Here is a 21,023-nt window from a genome sequence, read left to right as displayed (position 1 = left end):
ATGAAAATTTTTCATTTTGTTACATTTCAAGAAAAAAAGACAATTTTATGATTGTCTTTTTTTAAAATGTTATCTTCTTTCTTTAATACGTGATGCTTTTGCAGATAATCCGCGAATGTATCCCAAGTGAGCACGACGTACTTTTCCGTGACGAGCAACTTCAATTTTATCGATGACGGGAGAATGAACTGCAAACGTTCTTTCAACACCTATTCCATAAGACATTTTTCTTACGGTAAATGTTTCGCTAACGCCTCCGCCTTGCTTTTTAATACAAAGCCCTTCGAAAATTTGAATACGTTCACGGTTTCCTTCCTTAATCTTAACTGATACTTTTACAGTATCTCCAGGACGGAAAGTTGGAATATCATTCTTAATGAATTCCTGTGTAACTTGCGAAATAATTTGCTGCGACATATTGGTCAACTCCTCTACTTTTACCCAGCGTTCTTGAAGAAAACCAGCGGAACATTGGATTGATAATGCTATTCTTAACAGCGGTACGTATTATATCATAATTTATAGTTGAAATCAATCTTTTTTCTTTGTTTTTTGAAGAAGGTCTGGTCTTCTTTCTTTTGTTCTTTTTAATGATTCTTCTTTTCTCCATTTTTCGATTTCTTGATGATTTCCACTGATTAAGACGTCTGGTACTTTTATTCCCATAAATTCTTGAGGTCTTGTATATTGTGGATATTCAAGTAAGCCTTCATAAAATGAATCTTGGGTAAAAGATTCTTCTGAGCCTAAGACATCCGGAAGAAGTCTCACGACACTATCAATAATTGTCATAGCTGCGATTTCTCCGCCAGTTAAAACAAAATCACCAATGGATACTTCTTCATCCACAAAAGCCCGAATTCGTTCATCAAAGCCTTCATAATGTCCACATATTAGGATTAAATGCTCTTTTAGCGCGTATTTTTTTGCAACTTCTTGATGGTAGGGTATTCCTTGAGGCGTAAGTAAAATTTTCCAAGCATCAAAATAACCTTCTATACTAATCAAAGCATTATAAATGGGTTCGACCGATAAAAGCATTCCAGGTCCTCCACCAAAAGCATAATCATCTACTTTTTTGTGTTTATCTAATGAAAAATCTCGAAAATTAATGATTTCAATAGATACTTTACTATCTTCTTGTGCTCTTTTTAAAATCGATTCTGAAAAAATTCCTGTAAACATCTCTGGAAATAAGCTCAAAATGGTAATTTTCATAATAATCCTTCCATTTCGACAATTTCAATTCGTTTCGTTTTCAGATCTACAACAAGCACAAATTCATCTCGAAAAGGAATAAGAGCATGCGTCTTATCTAATTTTAATACATCAAGGTAATCTCCTTGAGGAAACCCTTTGATTTGAACGACAGTTCCTTTTAGAATTCCTTGTTGAAAAACTTGTAAATGAAGTAAATCATCAACATGGAATTCATTTGGATGTAATGCTTTTATTTCAAAATCTTCAGAATATAAATCAAATCCTTTAAATTTTTCTACAGCATTTATATCTTCTAACCCTTCAAAAGTTAATAAATCAAATCCTTTAAGAACTCTGTATTTTTTTACATGTACCTTTACGGATATGTCACCTTGTTTTAGATACAACGGATGTAAAGGGTTGTATCTTTCATCTTTAAAATCTGTCGTCGCGACAACTTTGACTTCTCCTTTTAATCCATGTGTATTAACAATTTTACCAATTAAAATTGTTTTCAATTTCATCACTCTTTTCTTAACATGCTATGTTTTTGATAATATAATTTTGGAGTCCGATCCACATTAAAAATACCCCAATGTTTCTCTGGTTCTAAAAGATCCTTTGATCCCTTCCAAGGTTCATCGAATGCTTCAAAAACAAACATGATTACTTGAGAAGTTTCGCTCCATTTTTCCATTTGTTCAAAATAGATACTTTGGAATTCTTCATTGGCTTGAGTTGAATCCATTTTTTCATTTGCTTTGGAAGCCCAACCAAATTCTGTAAATATAATTTGTTTGTCAGGATAAAGATCTTTGTTTTCTTGATAATCACGAAGGGTCGTTTCTACTGCTTTTTCAAGAGGAACTCTTAACCACAAAGGGTAAGAATGTATGCTTATAAAGTCAACTTCTTTTGCAATTTCATTTCCTTTTGTTTTCCAGTAATATCCACCTTCGCAAAAAGTTATGGGTTGACTAATTTTAGATTTCAAATACCTTGCATGACTGGCAATTGTAGATGGCTCCATTAAATTTGAGTGCCAATCTGAAGTAGATTCATTTCCTACAGAAACAGCAAACACGATGTCTTTGTATTCGTTAGCGATAAGCGCTGCACCGTCTAACTGAGTAAAATTAAATACTTTATTGTGTTCGATTTCAGCTATGGAATGTAGTCCTCCCCAAGGACAATTTGGATTAGATATTTCTCCTCTTGGTTCTACTCCTAACATTACTTTTAATGAAATATTATTTTCTCTTATTACTTGTAAAACGGTCTTTACGTGTTCTGAAATATCGTACATTCTAATGTAATTGAAATATTTTTCTAAAATTTGTAAATCCTCTAGTACTTGTTTATATGTCGGATATTTATTCATCATTGGACTTTGATTTTCTCTATATCCTGAGTAGCATACTGCTTTTCCATAATCTATCATTTTTCAAGTCCTCCTAATCAACAAAATTGTATCATAAAATCATAATTTATACAATCTGAAAAAAAAGAAGTTGGAAAAATCCAACTTCCATAATTTATGCAGTTACTACAATTTCTCCAGCTTTTTTTAGAATAATTTTCGTAATAATTGGTCCAGTTAACTCATAAATAAGAGTAGCTGATAAAACTATTGCTCGGATTTGAGCCCCCATCACTGGATTTAAAACTTGTGTTGCAATTAAACTTAATCCAATAGCGACTCCCGCCTGAGGCACTAAGGCGTATCCTAAATACTTGGCAATTTTTGGCTCTGCATGAGTAATTTTCGATCCAAACCAAGCTCCAAATATTTTTCCGAACACCCTAAATAATACGTATACAATTCCAATTATACCCACAACGGATAAAACCGATAATTTCAATTCTGCACCACTTAGCACAAAAAACATGATAAAAATAGGTGGTGTAACAAAATACACAAGACCATTTACTTCTTCGTATTTCTTACTAACATTTGCAAATAATCCTCCAACCATCATACAAGCCAATAAAGATGATCCACCTAAAAGATCTGCAATATAAATCGTTAAGAAAATCGTTGCAATCACAAGGCTAATTCGATTGCCTCTACCTGTAAACCATTTGCACGCATATATCAATATGATTCCAAATAATCCACCAATTCCTAAAGATACAAGTATCTCCAAAAACGGAGCGGTGATTTGAACAAAAACAGAAGCTTCGCTCGCTGATTGTCCAATCGCATTGGCAATAGCAACACAAATTCCAAACAACATGATAGCTACAGAATCATCAATCGCAACTACACTTAACAAAGTATCCGTTAATGTCCCTTTGGCTTTATATTGTCTTACAACCATAAGGGTTGCTGCAGGTGCTGTAGCTGCTGCAATTGCTGCAAGTACAAGTGCAAATCGAAAGTTTTCTGTCGTTAATTGTCCGATGATTAGAAAATAAATTAAAACGGACCCTAAAACAAATAACACGCCAAATAATGCTTCAAAAACAGCAATGATAATTGGTCTTGGTCCTACTTTTTTGAAGTAGGATAGTTTCAGTTCATTTCCGATTGAAAAAGCAATAAAACCTAGCGCAACTGTGGATACAATTTCTAATCCTGGTAATGCTTCTTCTTTTATAATATTAAAGATACTAGGTCCTATTAATAATCCACCTACCAAGTATCCTGTAACGTTTGGTAATTTCACATATTTAGCAATTTTTCCAAACAATAATCCTGTTGCAATAATAATTCCTGAGTAAAATAAAACAGTTATATTCAATGTCATTCGCCTCTATTGTTTTAATCCTTTGATATAGTCAATCGGTAAAGTAAAGACAATTCCTGAATTTGGTCTAGATAAATCTCCGGCTATCTTTTCAATCACTTGAAGAGCGATTGGAACTTGTTCATCTGGTAAAGCCATGAGAATAACGTAGGATTCTTTTCTAGGATTGTCAAATAATACTTTAAGCGACCCAATAAATGCCATATCATCATTTTCAATTAATTTTCTTGCCATTCCAGTGCTATTTAAGATTGTTGCACCTTTAATGTTTTTTTGATTTAACTCATGTAAAAATTTATCTAGTAAAGAAGTATCGTTCATTACATATACTACCAATTTCATAATTTTCATCTCCTTATACACTGTTTTAAATTATACTCCTATATCTCATATACTTCAAGTAAAATAATGCGATTATTTTACTTTTTTAAAACCCCATTTTACAAACTCAGGAAATCTTGATTGCCAGAATAATTCAGTATGTGTCGCTTTTTTCTCAATAACCATTTTAAAGTTAATGCTATTTAATTTTTTATCTTGAAATAATTGTTTCATTTGTTTCGTGTCTTTTAAATAGGTAAAACACCCAAAGGCCCCTTCTTTAGTCCCCATATCAAAATAAATCATCATTGGTTGAAAATAATTTTTTTGTTTAATCAAAGAAAATAAATCTTGTTTCACAATCCAATACGCAGGAGAGAACGCGCCTATCACACTAAAAATAGTATCGTATTGGGTTCCCATATAGAGCGAAATATTTCCTCCACAAGAACTTCCTGCCATTCCAGTAAATTCTCTTTGAGGCAATGTACGATAATTTTTATCAATAAAAGGTTTTAAATCTTGTACAATAAACTTTGCATATTCTTTTCCTTCTGATTTAATTTCCTCTTGAGCCATACTCTTTTGTAAATATTTTTTTGCTTTTTGAGATAATTCCTGAGAATATTCAAGAATTCGATATTTTGAATCTGCATCAATTCCTACAACGATGATTCCAGATATTATTTTTTGATTTTGTAAATGATCTAACGTTCGTTGAATGTCCCAAGAGTAATCACTATAACTAGAAGGATCATTTAAATTTTGTCCATCATGCATGTACAAAACCGGATAAGATTCATTTGATGTATCGTAATCAGATGGTAAACAAACTCGGATGATTTTCTTGCGATTATTAAGAGATTTCATGTTCATTTCATGGATTGTAATTCTATCTGCCATATAATGTTTTCCTCCTTGATAAATTAGTTTTTATTGAAATAAGTAAACGATTGAAGATGCAATCAATAATTGTGCTAAATAATAACAACTAAGGTTTGTAATAATATATATTCCTTTGTTTTGATTTTTAAAGTAAATCTGAGATAATATCAAATCTGAGATTCCAAACAAAATTGCTCCAATCATCAAGAATATTGAAAAAGTATCAAAAGAAAAATCGATTGCTGTGAAAATAGTTTCTCCAATCATAAAGAAAATCAAAAAAGAATATAATAGGGAAGGAATGATTGACTTTTTCCAGTTCAGTTTAAGCAACTTCCCACTAATAAAGACTAAAACACTCACAAAAAGCGAGAAAATGATTGCTTGATAATGAAATTGATTCAGTCGAATAATCGCTGCTAAATAAAAGAGATGTCCAATTGAAAAAGCAATAACCCCAGCTAATATAATATGGTGTTCTTCTTCTTTTTTCCAAAAAGGTCTTAATTCTAAAACTAAATCTCCAATTAAGCCACATATTAATCCTAAAAACAAAAATAAAATAAAACTAAAATCGTTACCAAGAATACTGACATTATTTGAACTTCCTTCAAAAAACAAAAAATGTCCATTAACGATACTGTATATATTAGAGACAAAGACGACAATAAAACTAAAACTTGCTAATGCTTTTAAGAAAAAAGCAATTAATGTTTTACCTTTAACCTCAAAAAAAATGAATATGGAAATAATACCCAAAGCTACATACAAAAACGGATTTGACATAAGTCTCACTATCCTCTTTAAATAATAGTTTCTATATTAATTATAACAATGTTTTATTTATTTAGAGACATTTATCAAAAATTAATCTATAATCTATTAATTTTTGTGTATAATAATACTATGACTTAACTTAAAGAGGAAGTTTATGATTAAAAAAATATTAAAATCACTATTTGTCTTGCTTGTAATAATACTTTCATTTGCAGTAATTTTTGTATTAACTCTTCAGATTTTCGAATATCGTCCTGCGGATGAAACTGTACTAGAAATTGAAAATAACTTAGATGATCTTTCCAGTAATTATGTTGTTTTGGATGAAAGCATACGTATTCTTACATTTAACACCGGTTATGCTTCTTTAAGCGAAACAGAAGATTTCGCAATGGATGGCGGAACCAAAGGAAGAATGGATAGTGAAGCAGAGGTTTCTTTAAATATTGATGGAATTTCCTCTATTTTAACAAATTCTAACGCAGACATCTATTTGCTTCAGGAAGTAGATGTTGATTCAAATCGTTCATATAATACGTTGCAATATTCTATTTATTCTGAATTATTAAGCATGTCAGTAACTTTAGGCTATAATTACAGATGCATTTTTGTTCCTTTCCCTTTCACCTTTGGACAAATGATGGGTTCTGTTAATTCTGGAATTGTTAGTTTCATCAATTATAATGTAGATGAAGCAACAAGATACCAACTTCCAGGAAGTTTTTCTTGGCCTATTAGTTTAGCTAATTTAAAAAGATGTATTGTTGTTTCAAGACTTGCTATCGCAGACAGTGATCAATTTTTAATCGTCATAAACGTTCACTTATCTGCTTATGATGATGGTACAATGCGCTTACAAGAAATGGAAGCTTTAAAAGAAATCATGAAAGATGAAACGGATGCAGGAAATTATGTAATTGTAGGTGGGGATTTTAACCAAACTTTCCCTGATGCCGTTGAAATTCTTCCTTCTATTGATAATGGAATTGATTCTTTTTCGTATAATTATTATTACGAATTAAAAGATCAAGATTTCTGGCAAGCATACCCTATGGAAGAAGATTGGTTTTTAGAGAATGATTTCCAATTTGGAATTGACTTATCAACTCCTAGTTGTCGTTTATTAAATAAAGCCTACGACACACAAAACCAAGAAAGTAATCAGTACTACTTAATTGATGGTTTTATTGTTTCAAGCAATATTGAAATTGAGTCCGTAGAAACGTTAAATGAAAATTTTAAATACAGCGATCACAATCCCGTTCAAATTGAAATTAAATTAATTCCATAAAGAAAAGAGCTGATAATTCAGCTCTTTTTTAATATGTTTTTTTTACAAAAAATTAAAAGTTAATCGTTAATTTTTCTAAACCTTTTCGATTTTGAACATTTTTCACAATTTTTATTGCAAAGAATGTATTCTCCGCCTTCAATAATAATTTGTTTTCCATTAATTAATGAATCTGCGATTTTCTTTCTAGCTTCACCATAAATTCTTTGAATCGTCGTTCTTGCGACATTCATTTGATTTGCTGCTTCTTCTTGATTACATCCTTCAAAATCAATTAAGCGAATGGTTTCAAGTTCATCTAGCAAAAGCACTATTGTTTTTATTTCTAGACCACTATGATTGTATGGACCATAATTTTTATGATCTGGTAGTTGACAAATTAATCGTGGTTTTTGTGGCCTTGGCATAAGAATCCCTCCCAAAGAAATTATAAGCATGTTCTACCTTTGTTATAGTAATATGTCAATAATCAATTCTTAAATAACTCTCTTATGATTTTATTTGACTGTTTCTTTATATTTGTAATTTCATGGTATTGAATGCCAAATTTTAAACAAAGATTATTTAATTCTTTGCTAACTGAAATTAAGTACAAAACAAGATTTTTCAGTTCTTCATAAGAGTAATCTTTGTACCAACAATTCTCTATATCGTTTTGATATCTTTGCAATTCACTTACTTTTTCAATTGGGTTTACTTTGGCATATCCTAACATAATTAATTTAATTTTACCTGAAAAATCAGTCAGTAGTCTATATGAAAATTCTGGGTAAAAATGAACTCCTTCTATTAAATAATCGATTCCATTTTGAATCATTGTTGAAATCATTGAATAGAGGTAAGGTTCAAGATTCTTTGCAACAATTTTATCATCTTCTAGATGATTAACACCTAAATTGGGATTTGCAAGAGATAAAGACATCATTAAGTAGTCTGTTGAAAATGATGAAATATGTCGTTTTTTCAGGATTTTCTTTGTCAAATACGTTTTACCTGATTTTGCAACACCAGATATAATATATATCAAATTATCTCTTCCTTTTTTTATAAATCACTATTTCTATTCAAAATATTATTTATCAGTTATTTCTAATTTTTCAGCTAATTGCTTTTGTTTTTCTAAAATTTCTAGCGTAATTTGTTCATAATATTCTTCCGAAATAATAAATTTTTTCTTTAAAATGTAATAAGAACAAAAAATCAATCCTATTGGTATAATTGTAATTGAAATTCTTAATAGAATTCTCATCGAAGGAGTTGCTTGAGCTTTAAAAGCAGAATCTGCTGCATCATTTATTATCATCTCAAATCTACCATCAACATCTTCATCTACGTATTCGACAAGGGCTAAAGCGTCATATACAGCCACTTTTTCAGTTTCATCCATGTCTACTTCATCTAAAATGATATCTCTATCCATTATGTTTTGTTGATAAATGATTTGATCTGAATACTCCAATTGGTCGAACACGTCTTTTTGAGCTTCTAATTGGCTTATGTTTTGACTAAGTGCATAAATGCCAGAAACAACAAGTACAAGAGTAACAACTCCTTGTTGTAAAGCACTTGAAAATTTAGCTACAAAAGGTCTTAATGAAAAGATGACAGATTCATTTCTATTTCCTGTTTTATACTCATTGTACTCAATGGTATTTGTCATATTTACAATAATAACCATGTAAAATATAGCTTGTCCACTAAATACTAAAGCTCCAAAAAAACAAACTGTCACTATATGAACTGGTAAGAAAGGAATATATCCCATTACTAAAAGTAATAGATATCCGACTCCAAGCAAAATAAAGCTATAAAATGTTAATTGTTTCCTAGTATATTTTTTTGCAAAGGAAGCATAAAAGCTTTGAATTAAAATATTACTTACACCAAATGTTGCGACAAAGATTAAGACAAGTGTTCCATTATATCCTAATTCTAAATAGAAAAAGTTATACCCTAATGCAACTAATAATCCTGATCCCACACTATAAAACATTAAACTAAGTGCTGACCATAATAATTGTTTGTTATTTTTAATAACAGAAAACATTTTCTTTATAGAAATATTTTCGGGTTTTTCTTTAATATCTTCTTTTGGCTCTTTAACTCCTAATACAGTTAATAATGTACATGCCATGAAAAAGATTGCAAATGTTATTGAAATCATTTTATACCCTTGTACTGCATTACCAACCGTTGTAAAACTGATAATAGCATTGGCTAAAAAGGCTCCAACTCCTGCAAAAACAACAACCATTGTTGTAAGTTGATCTCTGTTCTTTTTCTCTCTTGCAAGATTTGGAAGTAAAGACCAATATGGGATATCATTTAAAGTAAAAGACATTTCCCATAATAAATAAATGACACCAAAGAAAACTACAAATCCCCATCCACTTGGCCTAAAATTAAACATAAATAATATAACAATACTTGTTAATATAGCACCTAATAATATCCAAGGTTTAAATTTTCCCCATTTTGAATGAGTGTTTTCAACAATAGATCCCATGATTGGATCATTTACAGCGTCCCACACTCTACCGATAACCAATAAAATTCCGATAGTAGAAAATTGAGCAGCACTTAATCCTAATCCCGCAAATTGTACATAAGTTATAAAAAAGGTTGCGACTAGTTGATAAATCATGTCTCGGCCAATTCCACCAACACTATATGTCCATTTATTTCTTTTTAAAAGCTTTCTTTCAACTGCCAAAACATCCATTTCCATAAAAATCTCCTTTTTCAGTATAAATGTATTAAATCTATGAAACATTGTTTTTATTATATCAACTTTTTTTAATAAAAGGTATAAGCATTGGTATTTTAATACACTTTTTTTAAAGAAAAGCTATTTGCTTTCTAAAAAATATAAATTATGGTATATTGTAGCGGGTGATATCATGCAAACAATACTAACTTATCAAGATTTACAAAAGATTATAAAAAATCAAATTGTTGTGATTATTGCAAAAACGAAAACATGCAATGTATGTGTTCCAATTTCAAATCGTCTAGAAGAATTAATGAGTTCATATCAAAATGTGCCTTTATTTCAACTATATTTAGAAGATATTTTAGAGTTTCAAGGTCAATTCTTGATTTTTACAGTACCAACAATTGTTATTTTTAGTGAATCTAAAGAAATTTTAAGAGAATCTAGATTTATTGATTTTACCAAAATAGATCGTTTATTGTCGATTTATACCACTTAGAAACTACATCTCTTGGCCTAAGCATTAAAAAGCATTTCTTTTGACTATGCTTTAGAAATAATTTATAATGATAATACATAAAAATCATTTTATGAATTTAATTATTATATATATTAGGAGCCAAAATGAATAAAACTTTAAACCAAGAATCAAAATTCAACACATCTGATGAATCATTAAAGGATGATTTTAAATCATTAAAATCGGAAAAAGATGTAATTGATTTATACTACTTTACTGATCCATTATGTTCCCATTGCTGGGCACTTGATTCAACTCTTTCTCGATTCAAACTTGAATATAAAGACTATCTGAATATCATTACTGTTATGGGAGGAATGATTGAAGATGGAAATCACTATCAAGACTTACAAGGCGAAGAGGCAAAATCTCAAGCATCTCACTGGGAAGACGTTGGTTTATTTTACCACATTCCTATGAATTCAAATGTTTGGCATAAAAATCCCATCACTTCATCTTTTCCTTCAAGCATCATTTACTTAATCTTAAAAAAACAAGATGAAATAAAAGCAGCAACATTTCTTCGCATGGTTAGAGAAAAAGCTTTTGTATTTGAAACGAATGTTGCAAATAAAGAAGAATTAATCAAAATGCTTCAATCTCTTCAAGTTCCTTATCAACCTATTATCGATTTGGCTTTTTCTAAAGAGGGTAAAAAGATATTACTTGATAACTTTCAACCTATGATTGATTTAGGAGTAAGCGGATTCCCAACGGTTGTTTTTGTAAACAAACAAAATGAAGGCATTAAAGTTGTTGGCGCAAGAACGATCGAAACCTATAAAAAGGCATTGTTAAAGATTATGAAAGAAGGAACTGTTTTAGAGCCAAATCATCTTCCAACTTTAAAGGAATTACTTGATGTAACTCCTACGATCTTTTATTATGAAATTGAAAAAATGTACGACCTGAAAGTTGATGAAATTCAATCATTTATTACAAAAAATCTTGCTAAAGATTCTTATAAAACTGATGAAATTGTTGGGTATTCCTTTATTCAAAAAGTTTAATTTTATAACACTTTTAACATACGATACAAAAAGAGCTAAAATTTATTAGCTCTTTTTTATATTACAATTTGAGAAAAAAAAGGTGAAGACTGTTAATCTTCACCCGGTAAGAATTATAAAAATATTAAAGCAATAACGATAATAAATACAGATAAAATTATGATGAGAACAGGAAGAAAAACAAGAAATCCAGCGATAATCAATGCTAAAACATCATTTTTTTCGGGTGGAGTTTCCTCTAGGTTTTTTTTTGCTAAGGCAAATTTTCTTTCCTTTTCTTCACGTGTTTCTCTATCTCTCATTTATTATTTCATATCCTTCGTTTCTTCATAATAATGGCAAGCCACATGATGGCCTTTAGAAATTTCTCTGTAAAGTGGTTGTTCATTTGCACAACGTTCTCTAGCTAAAGGGCAACGTGTTCTAAATTTACATCCAGAAGGTGGAAATATGTTTGATGGAATATCTCCTTCAATAATAATTCTAGTTCCTTTTACTTCATCAGTTGTAGGAATGGCGGAAAGTAATGCTTTAGTATATGGATGAAGAGGATTTTCATAAATTTCTTCTGAATCTCCAAGTTCAACAAGATTTCCTAAATACATAACTCCAATACGATCACTTATGTGCTTAATAACACTCAAATCATGAGATATAAACAAATAAGTAAGGTCTTCGTCTTTTTTTAATTCCATAAGTAAATTAATTATTTGAGATTGAATCGAAACATCAAGTGCACTTACAGCTTCATCACAAACTACAAAATCAGGTTTTAAAGCTAAGGCTCTTGCAATTCCAACTCTTTGTCTTTGCCCACCAGAAAATTGATGAGGATAACGGTGAAGCATGTAATGGTCTAAACCACATTTTGACATCGTATCCAAAACATAATCTTCTAATTCTTGTGATCCTCTTTTGTATAACCCGTGTTCTGTAACAGCTTCTCCAATTATTTGACCAATTGTCATTCTTGAATCAAGAGATGAATAAGGGTCTTGGAAAATAATTTGCAATTTTCTTCTTAATTGACGCACTTCTTCTTTATCTAGAAGTTGTAACATAACCCCAGTCTCACGATTATTTTCAAGTTTCGCTTGGTATTCTGGGTCTAAAGTACGTTCTGTAATGGCTTTAACATTCTTTCCTTTAAAACCAATCACTTTATTAAAGATAGCTTTTAACTTAGGCGAAAAATGAGGAAGTTCTCTTCCATCAAGCCCTACTAAAAAATCACCATTATTCTTAACTAAATCAGCTGCTTGAAGCAATAATTCTGTTATTTCATCAATGTTTTCTTCAAGGATAAGACATCCTCCAACGCGTGAAGCTTCTCTTAAAAGTCTTGAAGCACGCATTTTAAGATACTTTGATGCCATAATTTTTTTCTTGATTTTTTTATCTAAACTCACTCTTTTTTTGTCAACAACGTCTTTTTCTTGAGGTTGCGTAATGTCATACTCTTTTAATGTAGCGGTTAGAGTTACTACATCTTGATCTATTAAAAGGCTTTTATTGTATAAATTTTCAGCTTTACTTTGATAAGTAGGAAATTTTTTAATTTCATCTACTATGTATTGTAATTTGGTTTCTTGAAATAAAGGTCCATAGTAAACGACAGATCCACTAGTTGGTGGGTATAACTGTAAAATGACACGCCCAAGGGTTGTTTTTCCACATCCTGATTCTCCAACTAATCCTAAAGTTTCTCCCTTATAGATTGTTAAGGATACATCTTCGTTAGCGCGAACATAAATTTGTCCTCGTTCAAGGAATGAATTGCGTTTTAAAGGAAAGTATTTTTTAAGTTTTCGAACTTCAATTAACGGTTCTTTACTTAGCTTCTTTTTTTCCATTTATACGCACCTCACTTTCCGGATAGAAACAACGTACAAAGTGTTCAGGTCCAACTTCAATGTACTCAGGTTCTTCTTTTTGACATTTTGAAGTAGCATATTTGCATCTTGGAGCGAACTTACATCCCTCAGGTAAATCAAGTGGATGTGGAACGGTTCCAGGAATTACTTCTAATTTCCTTCCTTTTTTGTCGCTTAATCTAGGAATGGAAAGCATTAATCCTTCAGTATATGGATGTGAATATTTTGGATTAGGTCCAAAAATAATTTTTGCTGAAGCATTCTCGACAACTTGTCCACAATACATTACTGCAACATCATCAGCCATTTCGTTGATAACACCTAAATCATGAGTCACGAAGATAATAGAAGTTCCTAATTCTCTTTTTAGATCATTCATTAGTTTAAGGATTTGTGCTTGAATTGTTACATCTAGTGCTGTTGTAGGTTCGTCTGCAATCAGTAATTTAGGCCTACAAGCAAGTGCCATTGCTATCATAACGCGTTGACTCATTCCTCCGGATAATTGGAAAGAATATACTTTAGCAATCTTATCTGGATTTGAAATCCCAACCGACGCTAAAAGATCAATCGTTTTTAGATGAGCTTCTTCTTTTGACATGTTTCTATGAAGCATTAATACTTCACTAATTTGTCTTGTAACAGTTAAAACAGGGTTCAAACTAGTCATTGGTTCTTGGAAAATAACAGAAATTCGATTCCCACGGATTTTGCGAATCTCCGTTTCGGAAATTTCGGAAATCAATTCTCCTTCAAACCAAACTTCACCCTCATGAATTTTTTGATTGGGTTCAAATAAACGTAGAATACTCATAGCTGTTACACTTTTTCCGCTTCCAGATTCCCCAACAATTCCTAACGTTTTACCTTCTTCAACTTTCAAAGATACACCATTAGCGGCTTTAATTAATCCTTTTCGGGTATTGAAATAAGTATGTAAATTTTTAATTTCTAATAAACTCATTATCCATACCTCCTATCGCTCATTATTTCTTGGATCCATTGCATCACGTAGTGCATCACCAATTAAATTTATACTTAATGCGGCAATAATAATGCAAAGACCAGGTAGCACCCAACGCCACCAATATGTACGAATAACATCTGTATTTTGAGCAGCTGTTAAAATATTCCCCCAAGATGGATTTGGTTTTTGAACGCCAAAGCCTAAGAAAGAAAGTCCTGCTTCTGTTAAAAGAGAGCCTGCATACCCAAGTGTTAAGTTAACAATTACAATACTTGTAACTGCTGGGAAAATATGTCTCCAAATAATATGTTTTTGTTTGATTCCAAGCGCTTTTGCAGCCATAACATAATCTCTTTCACGCTCAGATAAAATTTGTCCACGAATCAAACGAGATAATCCTGGCCAAGATAAGACACCTAAAATAACCATAATCATCATCATTCTCTGAATTTCTGTTGTTGCAGTTTCTATTAGAAGTGCAGATAATGTAATTGCAAATGGTAAGAATGGGAAAGAAGATACAATTTCAGCAAAACGCATTAATAAATTGTCGACTTTTCCACCAAAGTATCCAGCGGTTAGTCCTACCGTTACTCCAATTACAACAGAAATAATAACTGCTACGGCACCTACGGTTAAAGTAACTTTTCCACCATGAATTAATTGTGTTACAAAGTTTCTACCTTGTTCATCAGTTCCAAGAATGAATCCATGATTACCCCAAGCGGTAATTTCACCATCTGAAATAGCATAATTTTGGAATGAATTAACAAAGATTTCATCAACATTTGATAACTTTTCTGGAATATCTATTTGACCTAAAGAATTATCTCCCCAAGAATATACATTCCCATCGTTTGTAAGTACTACAACGTGTTGATATCCTGATTGAAGGTCTTTGATATTTGTTAAAGCTTCTGTTGGTATATAAGTATCAAGCATGCTGTCGCTTGCACTACCCCATGCATATAAAATACCATTAGAATCCACAGCAAAAGCATTTCGTAATGTAAGAGCAATTTGAACAATTTCAATTGAACCATCTTTTAATTCTGCAGGAGCAAATACTCTTACATCATCCAAAGTTCCTTCAATTCTTATCGTTCCATCTTCTAACAGAACCATTAAATTAGTACTATTTGCAATGGCTTTTACTGCTTTGATTGGTTGACTATCTCCATCTAGATAAATATAAGGAGATCTTCTCATTGGATTTCCTAAAATATCAGTTGCTCCAACTCCCCAAACATATACTGCACCAGATTCGGTAATTGCAATTGTTCTATCAAATCCACCTTCTAAATACACAATTGGATCTGTTAAAAAATCATCGACGTATCTCTCATCAATGGAAGATTGAGAAAAATGGTTATAGCCCCAAAGATAAGCATTGTTTTGATCATCAATTGCCATTAAATGCTTCGTTCCAGCTGAAACAAAAACAATATTTGCATTTGCTACTTCTTCTGGAATATCTTTTACTCCATAAATGTTGCTTCCCCAGACAAAAACATTGCCTTCATCAGACAATCCAATTGAAAATGCAACTCCTGAATCAATTAAAGCAACTCCTTCATCTTCAAGAGCACTTGGAGCGTTCAAATAAGCATAATTAGGGGGTAAGTTCGCATGAAAAGCACTTGAATAATATAAATCTAAAGGAACAAATAGAGATAATCCAAAAGAAAAAATAAAGATTGAAACAAACCCTATAATTCCTACAATTGCCAGTTTATTCCGAAAAAAGTTCTTTGCAATAACTTTTCCTGGGCTCATTAAAGCTTCTTCTTCTAAAATGCTTCGATTGTGATTGCCAGGAATAAATAATCTTTTTATAAGGTCTACAAATGATTGTAGAATTTTATTAATTGTTTTCATATGCATTCATCCCTACTCTAATTTTACGCGAGGGTCTACTAGCGCATAACTAATATCCATAACAATATTTGCTACTAGTGCCAATACCGCGTAAAACATATTTAATACTAAGACTACATTATAATCTTTTACAGTCAACGATCTAATTAATACCGTTCCAATACCATTCCATACAAATATTGCTTCTGTAATGGCGGAACCACCAAATAAACCAATAATTGAAAAAGACATAATAGTAACAACAGGAATTAATGCATTTCTAAAAGCATGAGAATAAATAACAACTTTTTCTCGTAATCCTTTAGATCTTGCGGTTCTAATATAATCTTTGCTTAAAGCATCTAACATTGATCCTCTTACATAACGAATTGTTCCTGCTAGAGCGCCAATTGTAAGGGTAACTACAGGCAAGAAAATATATTTTGAGTAAGATAAGTAATACTCAAACGTTCCAGGATTCTCATACGGCATTCCTCCAGAAGGAAACCAACCGAGAGTTATTGCGAAAATAAAGATTAAAGTCAAACCAATAAAAAAGGTTGGCATTGACATACCAAAAAGCGAGAATACTTGCCATCCTCGATCAGTTAATGAATCTTTTTTTACTGCAGATTTAATACCCACAGGAATTGAAATAATAAACGCGATTCCAATTGAAAAAACATTGATAATAATACTATTTACAAGAGGTTCTTTAATGACTAACTTAACTTCTTGTTGAAAGTCAGAAGAGTAACCGAAATCTCCGATAGCCATATTTTTTACCCAAAAGAAATATTGGGTAACAAGGGGTTTATCTAATCCTAATTTTATCACTGCTTCAGCATAAAGTTGTTCATATACTTCTGGGTCTCTAGTAGAACCGGGAGGCAACATGTACCGAACGGGATCTCCTGGCATCATTTTCATGATAGCAAACAACAGGATTGAGATAATAATGATAACCGGAATCAATGATATGATGCGTTTGCCTAAAAACTTTATCATTTTTTTCTCCTATTCCGAAAAGCAAGGAGAGTAGGTATTAATTACTCTCCTCTTTTCTAGATTTTACAAACTATGTAAATAATTAAATTTTTCTTTTAATTGAGCTTTCTTCTTATTCGAAATACATATCGAATATTGCAGCTGTCCAATCATAGAATGGAGTTGTATTTACGCCTTGAAGGTTAGCATCAAAAATATCATAATATTGATTTGAATATAATGGTACGTTTGGAATTAATTCATTCCATAATAATTGGAACTCTCTCCAGATTGCTAAGAATGCTGCGTTGTCTCCAGGTGCTACAGCACGAAGTTCAGAAGTTAAATCAGAAAGTGCTTCATTATCTAATTGATTTGCGTTATACCAAGTACCTAACCAATCTTGACTCCAACTGTAATATGGATCATAAGTTGTTCCAAAGTTAGTAGCTAAGTTAAATAATGAATAAACTCTATCTTCGTCAGCTAATTCATATGAATAATAGTAATGATCAAGTAATGTATCGAAAGTACCGATAGTAATTGAATAATCAATACCTGCTAATTGAAGATTTAATTCGAATTTAGCTTGTAAAGAAGTTGTAACTTGGTTGTTTTCTGTACCGAAATGTTTGATTTCAAGAGGTTCTCCAGCTGCGTTATATCTGAAATATCCGCTTCCAGCAGTTGCAAGTGCAGGATTGAAAGCTGTAGTTCCGTCTGATTCAAATGCCCAAACAGTATCGTCTAATAATGCATTAGCTTGTGCAACGCTGAATACGTATGGATCGATATTATCTTCAACCCAAGTTTCGCTATCAACATACATCCATTGAGCTAGACCATATTCGCTATACACGATTGAACCGTATCCTTCAAGAACTTGGTCAACAACATATTGACGGTCAGTTAAATGAGCGATTGCTTGACGTACTTTAACGTCTGCAGTTGGGCCCCAGTCACAAACCATTCCAAGGTATCCAAAACCATTACGGTTGTAATAGTTTGCTGAAGCTGTAGTAGAAGCTTGAGCAGCTTGAATTTTGTTTCCTTCAATAACTCCAGTAACAAGGTCAATTTCTCCACTAATTACTAATTCAACGTCTAATGTTTGGTTAACGCGTTTAATAATTACTGTGTCGATTGTAACGTTATCGCCAGCATAATTTCCTTTAAAGTTTGGATCTTTTTCAAGAGTAACTACTTGGTTTACGAAATTAACGAAAGTGTAAGGTCCAGCTGTTACTGTTGGATGGTAACGATATCCACCAATTGCAATAATGTCATCCATAGTATCAAGTGCGCCTACAGAAAGAGTTGCACCAGCTGCAGTTGAAGTGATTGTTGCTCCATCAGCTGCTAAAACATGCATAGGCATAGGTCCATAACTTACATATAATGTTTCATAGAAGTATGGTAATTCTGCTGCATCGATAGTTAATGAGAATTCATAATCTCCTAATAATTTAACACCAGCAAAAGGTACGCCAATAGATGAATCTAGAGGTTCTTCATCGCCATCAACTGGATCGCGATAAGCATCGTATCCTAATAAGCCTTCTCCAGATGCTGAAGTAGCTCCTGCATTAATCCAATCGATTGATGAATTAAATAGAATTGCAAATACAAAGTCATCAGCCATGATAGCTTCGCCATCAGACCATAATAAGTCTTCAGCTAATGTGAATGTATAAGTCTTGTTTCCATCTACGTCTGTAGCAGTAGCTAAATCTGTAACTACGGTATCATTTAATACAATTTCACCAGTTGGTGTACTTGCATATGTTCCGTATCCATAAATTAAGCTTCTTACGTAGTTGTCATAAGAACTATTCCCAAAACCAAACATAAATTCGCCGTTCATTTCAGGAACACCGACAACTAAAGTTTGAGGTTCTGGAGCCGTGGTAGTAGTCGTGGTAGTAGTTCCAGAAGATGTTGTAGTTGTTGTTGTAGCTTCAGTACACGCCACTACGCTAAATACTGCAAGCAATAAAATAGCATATGACATTACTTTTTTAAAGATTTGGTTCATTTAATTTCCTCCTATAGAATTTCCATTTTTTTTTAACACTTTTGTGTTTGTCCCATTATATATTAATTAAATTGCTTTGTCAATTGCATATCAAAAAAATTTTTAGAAGTGTAACCCTTTTCAAAACTAAGAAAAAAAGTTCAGTTTACAACGTCATCACTATGTTTTTCGTCAAAATAATCTTGAAGAAATTATTTAGTTAAATTGGTTTAAACCTTTTTTGTATGGTCTTGCTTCTTATTGTTATGCAATTATAAGATAATGAAAAACAAACTCAATTGAGTGTTCTTTCAATTCTATTATATATTATAAGGTTAGAAAGTAAAGAGCAAAATGCGAATTATCTCTCTTTTTTAGTCAATTTTTAAGTGAAAAATACAAATTTATCGATTTTTAAATTAAATTAATCTCAAAAACAATATTAACTTTTGTTTTATCGCCTTCTTCTCATGTATTATCAAAACAATCACATACACAAGGTTTTTCCAACATTTTTTAATTTTACAAAAAATAACTATACCTTGACGAAACAAATGGATAAACATATAATCTTTATAAGGAAGAAGTTTTTTTCTAGAGTCGAAATAAAAAGGAGATTTTTATGCTACTAAGTCTTGCGTTAATACTACTTGTTAGCTTACTATTAAGTAGTTTATTTATAAAATTACATATTCCAAGTTTAATTGCCATGATTTTTACTGGAATTATTCTTGGGCCTTATGTATTAAATCTAATCTCCCCCAACTTGCTTTCTATTTCAGCAGACTTAAGAGAAATTGCCTTAATTGTTATTTTGCTTAGAGCTGGGTTATCTCTTGATTTAAAAGATTTAAAAAAAGTTGGTCGTCCCGCTATATTGCTTAGTTTTCTTCCTGCAACGATTGAAATACTTGCGATTGGTTTTCTTGCGCCTATATTTTTTAATATCAATTTGATTGATGCGCTTTTAATGGGAAGCATTGTAGCCGCAGTTTCTCCAGCAATTGTTGTTCCAAAAATGATTCACTTAATTGAGTCAAGGCAAGGGACTAATAAATCAATTCCTCAAATGGTTCTTGCAGGCGCGTCAATTGATGATATTTATGTTATCGTTCTATTTACTTCATTTTTACAAATTTCACAAGGAGGAACGATAGGGTTCTCTACATTATTATCCTTACCCATATCTCTTCTTCTAGGTTTAATTGTGGGTGTTTCATCTGGATTACTATTAATTTTTATCTTCAAAAAATTTCATATCAGAGATACTGTGAAAGTGTTTATCATCTTTAGTTTTGCTTTTCTGTTAATGTTTTTAGAAGATTCCATTAAAGAATATGTCCCATTTTCTGGTTTATTGGGAATTATGGCTTTAGGTGGAACCATTCTAAAGCAATATCCAGTGTTAGCGAAAAGACTAACTGTTAAATTTTCTAAGATTTGGATTGGAGCCGAGATTATGCTTTTTGTACTAGTTGGTGCCATTGTTGATATTAGAGTGCTTTCGAACATTGGAGTTTTAGCGCTTCTTTTAATCCTCTTATCCTTATGTATGAGAATGATTGCCGTTCAAATTGCTTGTATTAAAACGAATCTAACGTTGAAAGAAAAAATATATGTTTCTTTTTCCTATATCCCTAAAGCGACTGTTCAAGCTGCGATAGGTGCGATTCCTTTGTCACTTGGATTGTCTTCTGGAAATCTCATTTTGACCGTCGCAGTACTTTCTATTTTATTTACAGCTCCACTAGGTGCTATCTTGATGGATCGAACTTCAAAGCAGCTTTTATTTACAGAGCCTCAATAACGATAATTTTTCTTTATATATAATATAGAAAAAAGACCTAAAAGAAATCG

21 protein-coding genes are annotated in these 21,023 nt (G+C 31.7%); 4 read left to right on the top strand and 17 right to left on the bottom strand.

Going from position 1 to position 21,023, the window contains the following annotated elements; all coding sequences use genetic code 11:
- Positions 1-69: 69 nt before the first annotated feature.
- The 8 genes from rplS to KJ971_02955 form a co-directional block, all read right to left on the bottom strand.
- Positions 70-417, bottom strand: a complete 348-nt coding sequence (gene rplS, locus KJ971_02990; GenBank protein ID MBU1144810.1) for a 50S ribosomal protein L19 — start codon at positions 415-417, stop codon at positions 70-72.
- Positions 418-531: 114 nt separating this feature from the next.
- Positions 532-1,218, bottom strand: coding sequence for a tRNA (guanosine(37)-N1)-methyltransferase TrmD (trmD, locus tag KJ971_02985; protein ID MBU1144809.1), 687 nt, complete (start codon positions 1,216-1,218; stop codon positions 532-534).
- On the bottom strand, positions 1,215-1,718 hold the full coding sequence (rimM, locus tag KJ971_02980) for a ribosome maturation factor RimM (protein MBU1144808.1): 504 nt from the start codon (positions 1,716-1,718) through the stop codon (positions 1,215-1,217). The genes trmD and rimM overlap by 4 nt, the downstream gene beginning before the upstream one ends.
- Positions 1,719-1,723: 5 nt before the next feature.
- Positions 1,724-2,641: a glycosyl hydrolase gene (locus KJ971_02975; protein MBU1144807.1), complete on the bottom strand. Its 918-nt coding sequence runs from the start codon at positions 2,639-2,641 to the stop codon at positions 1,724-1,726.
- A 94-nt stretch (positions 2,642-2,735) separates the two neighbouring features.
- Positions 2,736-3,950, bottom strand: coding sequence for a cation:proton antiporter (locus KJ971_02970; GenBank protein MBU1144806.1), 1,215 nt, complete (start codon positions 3,948-3,950; stop codon positions 2,736-2,738).
- A 6-nt stretch (positions 3,951-3,956) separates the two neighbouring features.
- Positions 3,957-4,292 (bottom strand): hypothetical protein, encoded by a 336-nt coding sequence (locus KJ971_02965; GenBank protein ID MBU1144805.1) that lies wholly within the window; start codon positions 4,290-4,292, stop codon positions 3,957-3,959.
- A 72-nt stretch (positions 4,293-4,364) separates the two neighbouring features.
- Entirely contained in the window at positions 4,365-5,174 is an 810-nt protein-coding gene (locus tag KJ971_02960; GenBank protein MBU1144804.1) for an alpha/beta hydrolase, read from the bottom strand.
- Between the two features lie 30 nt (positions 5,175-5,204).
- On the bottom strand, positions 5,205-5,942 hold the full coding sequence (locus tag KJ971_02955) for a lysoplasmalogenase (GenBank protein ID MBU1144803.1): 738 nt from the start codon (positions 5,940-5,942) through the stop codon (positions 5,205-5,207).
- A gap of 145 nt (positions 5,943-6,087) precedes the next feature.
- Between KJ971_02955 and KJ971_02950 the strand changes: the two genes are divergently transcribed.
- Positions 6,088-7,224 carry an endonuclease gene (locus KJ971_02950; protein ID MBU1144802.1) on the top strand — a complete coding sequence of 379 codons (1,137 nt, stop codon included), beginning with the start codon at positions 6,088-6,090 and terminating at the stop codon, positions 7,222-7,224.
- 59 nt (positions 7,225-7,283) lie between these two features.
- Here KJ971_02950 and KJ971_02945 read toward each other — a convergent pair whose 3' ends face one another.
- The 3 genes from KJ971_02945 to KJ971_02935 form a co-directional block, all read right to left on the bottom strand.
- Positions 7,284-7,631 carry a DUF134 domain-containing protein gene (locus tag KJ971_02945; GenBank protein ID MBU1144801.1) on the bottom strand — a complete coding sequence of 116 codons (348 nt, stop codon included), beginning with the start codon at positions 7,629-7,631 and terminating at the stop codon, positions 7,284-7,286.
- A gap of 62 nt (positions 7,632-7,693) precedes the next feature.
- Positions 7,694-8,251 carry a hypothetical protein gene (locus tag KJ971_02940; GenBank protein MBU1144800.1) on the bottom strand — a complete coding sequence of 186 codons (558 nt, stop codon included), beginning with the start codon at positions 8,249-8,251 and terminating at the stop codon, positions 7,694-7,696.
- A gap of 45 nt (positions 8,252-8,296) precedes the next feature.
- The gene (locus KJ971_02935; protein ID MBU1144799.1) at positions 8,297-9,952 is read right to left on the bottom strand and encodes a glycoside-pentoside-hexuronide (GPH):cation symporter; all 1,656 of its coding nucleotides are present in this window, start codon (positions 9,950-9,952) and stop codon (positions 8,297-8,299) included.
- A gap of 172 nt (positions 9,953-10,124) precedes the next feature.
- Here KJ971_02935 and KJ971_02930 point away from each other — a divergent pair, with 172 nt between their 5' ends.
- Both KJ971_02930 and KJ971_02925 read left to right on the top strand, forming a co-directional pair.
- Entirely contained in the window at positions 10,125-10,436 is a 312-nt protein-coding gene (locus KJ971_02930) for a thioredoxin family protein (GenBank protein ID MBU1144798.1), read from the top strand.
- A 125-nt stretch (positions 10,437-10,561) separates the two neighbouring features.
- On the top strand, positions 10,562-11,467 hold the full coding sequence (locus KJ971_02925) for a DsbA family protein (GenBank protein ID MBU1144797.1): 906 nt from the start codon (positions 10,562-10,564) through the stop codon (positions 11,465-11,467).
- A gap of 113 nt (positions 11,468-11,580) precedes the next feature.
- Here KJ971_02925 and KJ971_02920 read toward each other — a convergent pair whose 3' ends face one another.
- The 6 genes from KJ971_02920 to KJ971_02895 all read right to left on the bottom strand — a co-directional run bounded on the left by KJ971_02920 (position 11,581) and on the right by KJ971_02895 (position 19,187).
- Positions 11,581-11,769 carry a hypothetical protein gene (locus tag KJ971_02920; protein MBU1144796.1) on the bottom strand — a complete coding sequence of 63 codons (189 nt, stop codon included), beginning with the start codon at positions 11,767-11,769 and terminating at the stop codon, positions 11,581-11,583.
- 3 nt (positions 11,770-11,772) lie between these two features.
- Entirely contained in the window at positions 11,773-13,320 is a 1,548-nt protein-coding gene (locus tag KJ971_02915; GenBank protein MBU1144795.1) for an ATP-binding cassette domain-containing protein, read from the bottom strand.
- A complete protein-coding gene (locus KJ971_02910) occupies positions 13,298-14,305 on the bottom strand; it encodes an ABC transporter ATP-binding protein (protein ID MBU1144794.1) in 1,008 nt (335 codons plus the stop codon). The genes KJ971_02915 and KJ971_02910 overlap by 23 nt, the downstream gene beginning before the upstream one ends.
- Positions 14,306-14,317: 12 nt before the next feature.
- Positions 14,318-16,186 (bottom strand): ABC transporter permease subunit, encoded by a 1,869-nt coding sequence (locus tag KJ971_02905; protein ID MBU1144793.1) that lies wholly within the window; start codon positions 16,184-16,186, stop codon positions 14,318-14,320.
- Positions 16,187-16,198: 12 nt separating this feature from the next.
- Positions 16,199-17,173 carry an ABC transporter permease gene (locus KJ971_02900; protein ID MBU1144792.1) on the bottom strand — a complete coding sequence of 325 codons (975 nt, stop codon included), beginning with the start codon at positions 17,171-17,173 and terminating at the stop codon, positions 16,199-16,201.
- A 112-nt stretch (positions 17,174-17,285) separates the two neighbouring features.
- A complete protein-coding gene (locus tag KJ971_02895) occupies positions 17,286-19,187 on the bottom strand; it encodes an ABC transporter substrate-binding protein (protein MBU1144791.1) in 1,902 nt (633 codons plus the stop codon).
- 601 nt (positions 19,188-19,788) lie between these two features.
- On the opposite strand from KJ971_02895, the gene KJ971_02890 reads away from it, so the two are divergent.
- A complete protein-coding gene (locus KJ971_02890; protein MBU1144790.1) occupies positions 19,789-20,973 on the top strand; it encodes a cation:proton antiporter in 1,185 nt (394 codons plus the stop codon).
- Positions 20,974-21,023 lie beyond the last annotated feature (50 nt).

It is taken from the genome of Bacillota bacterium (assembly GCA_018818595.1).
Classification (GTDB): domain Bacteria; phylum Bacillota_I; class Bacilli_A; order Izemoplasmatales; family Hujiaoplasmataceae; genus JAHIRM01.
This window is presented reverse-complemented; position numbering and strand designations above follow the sequence as displayed.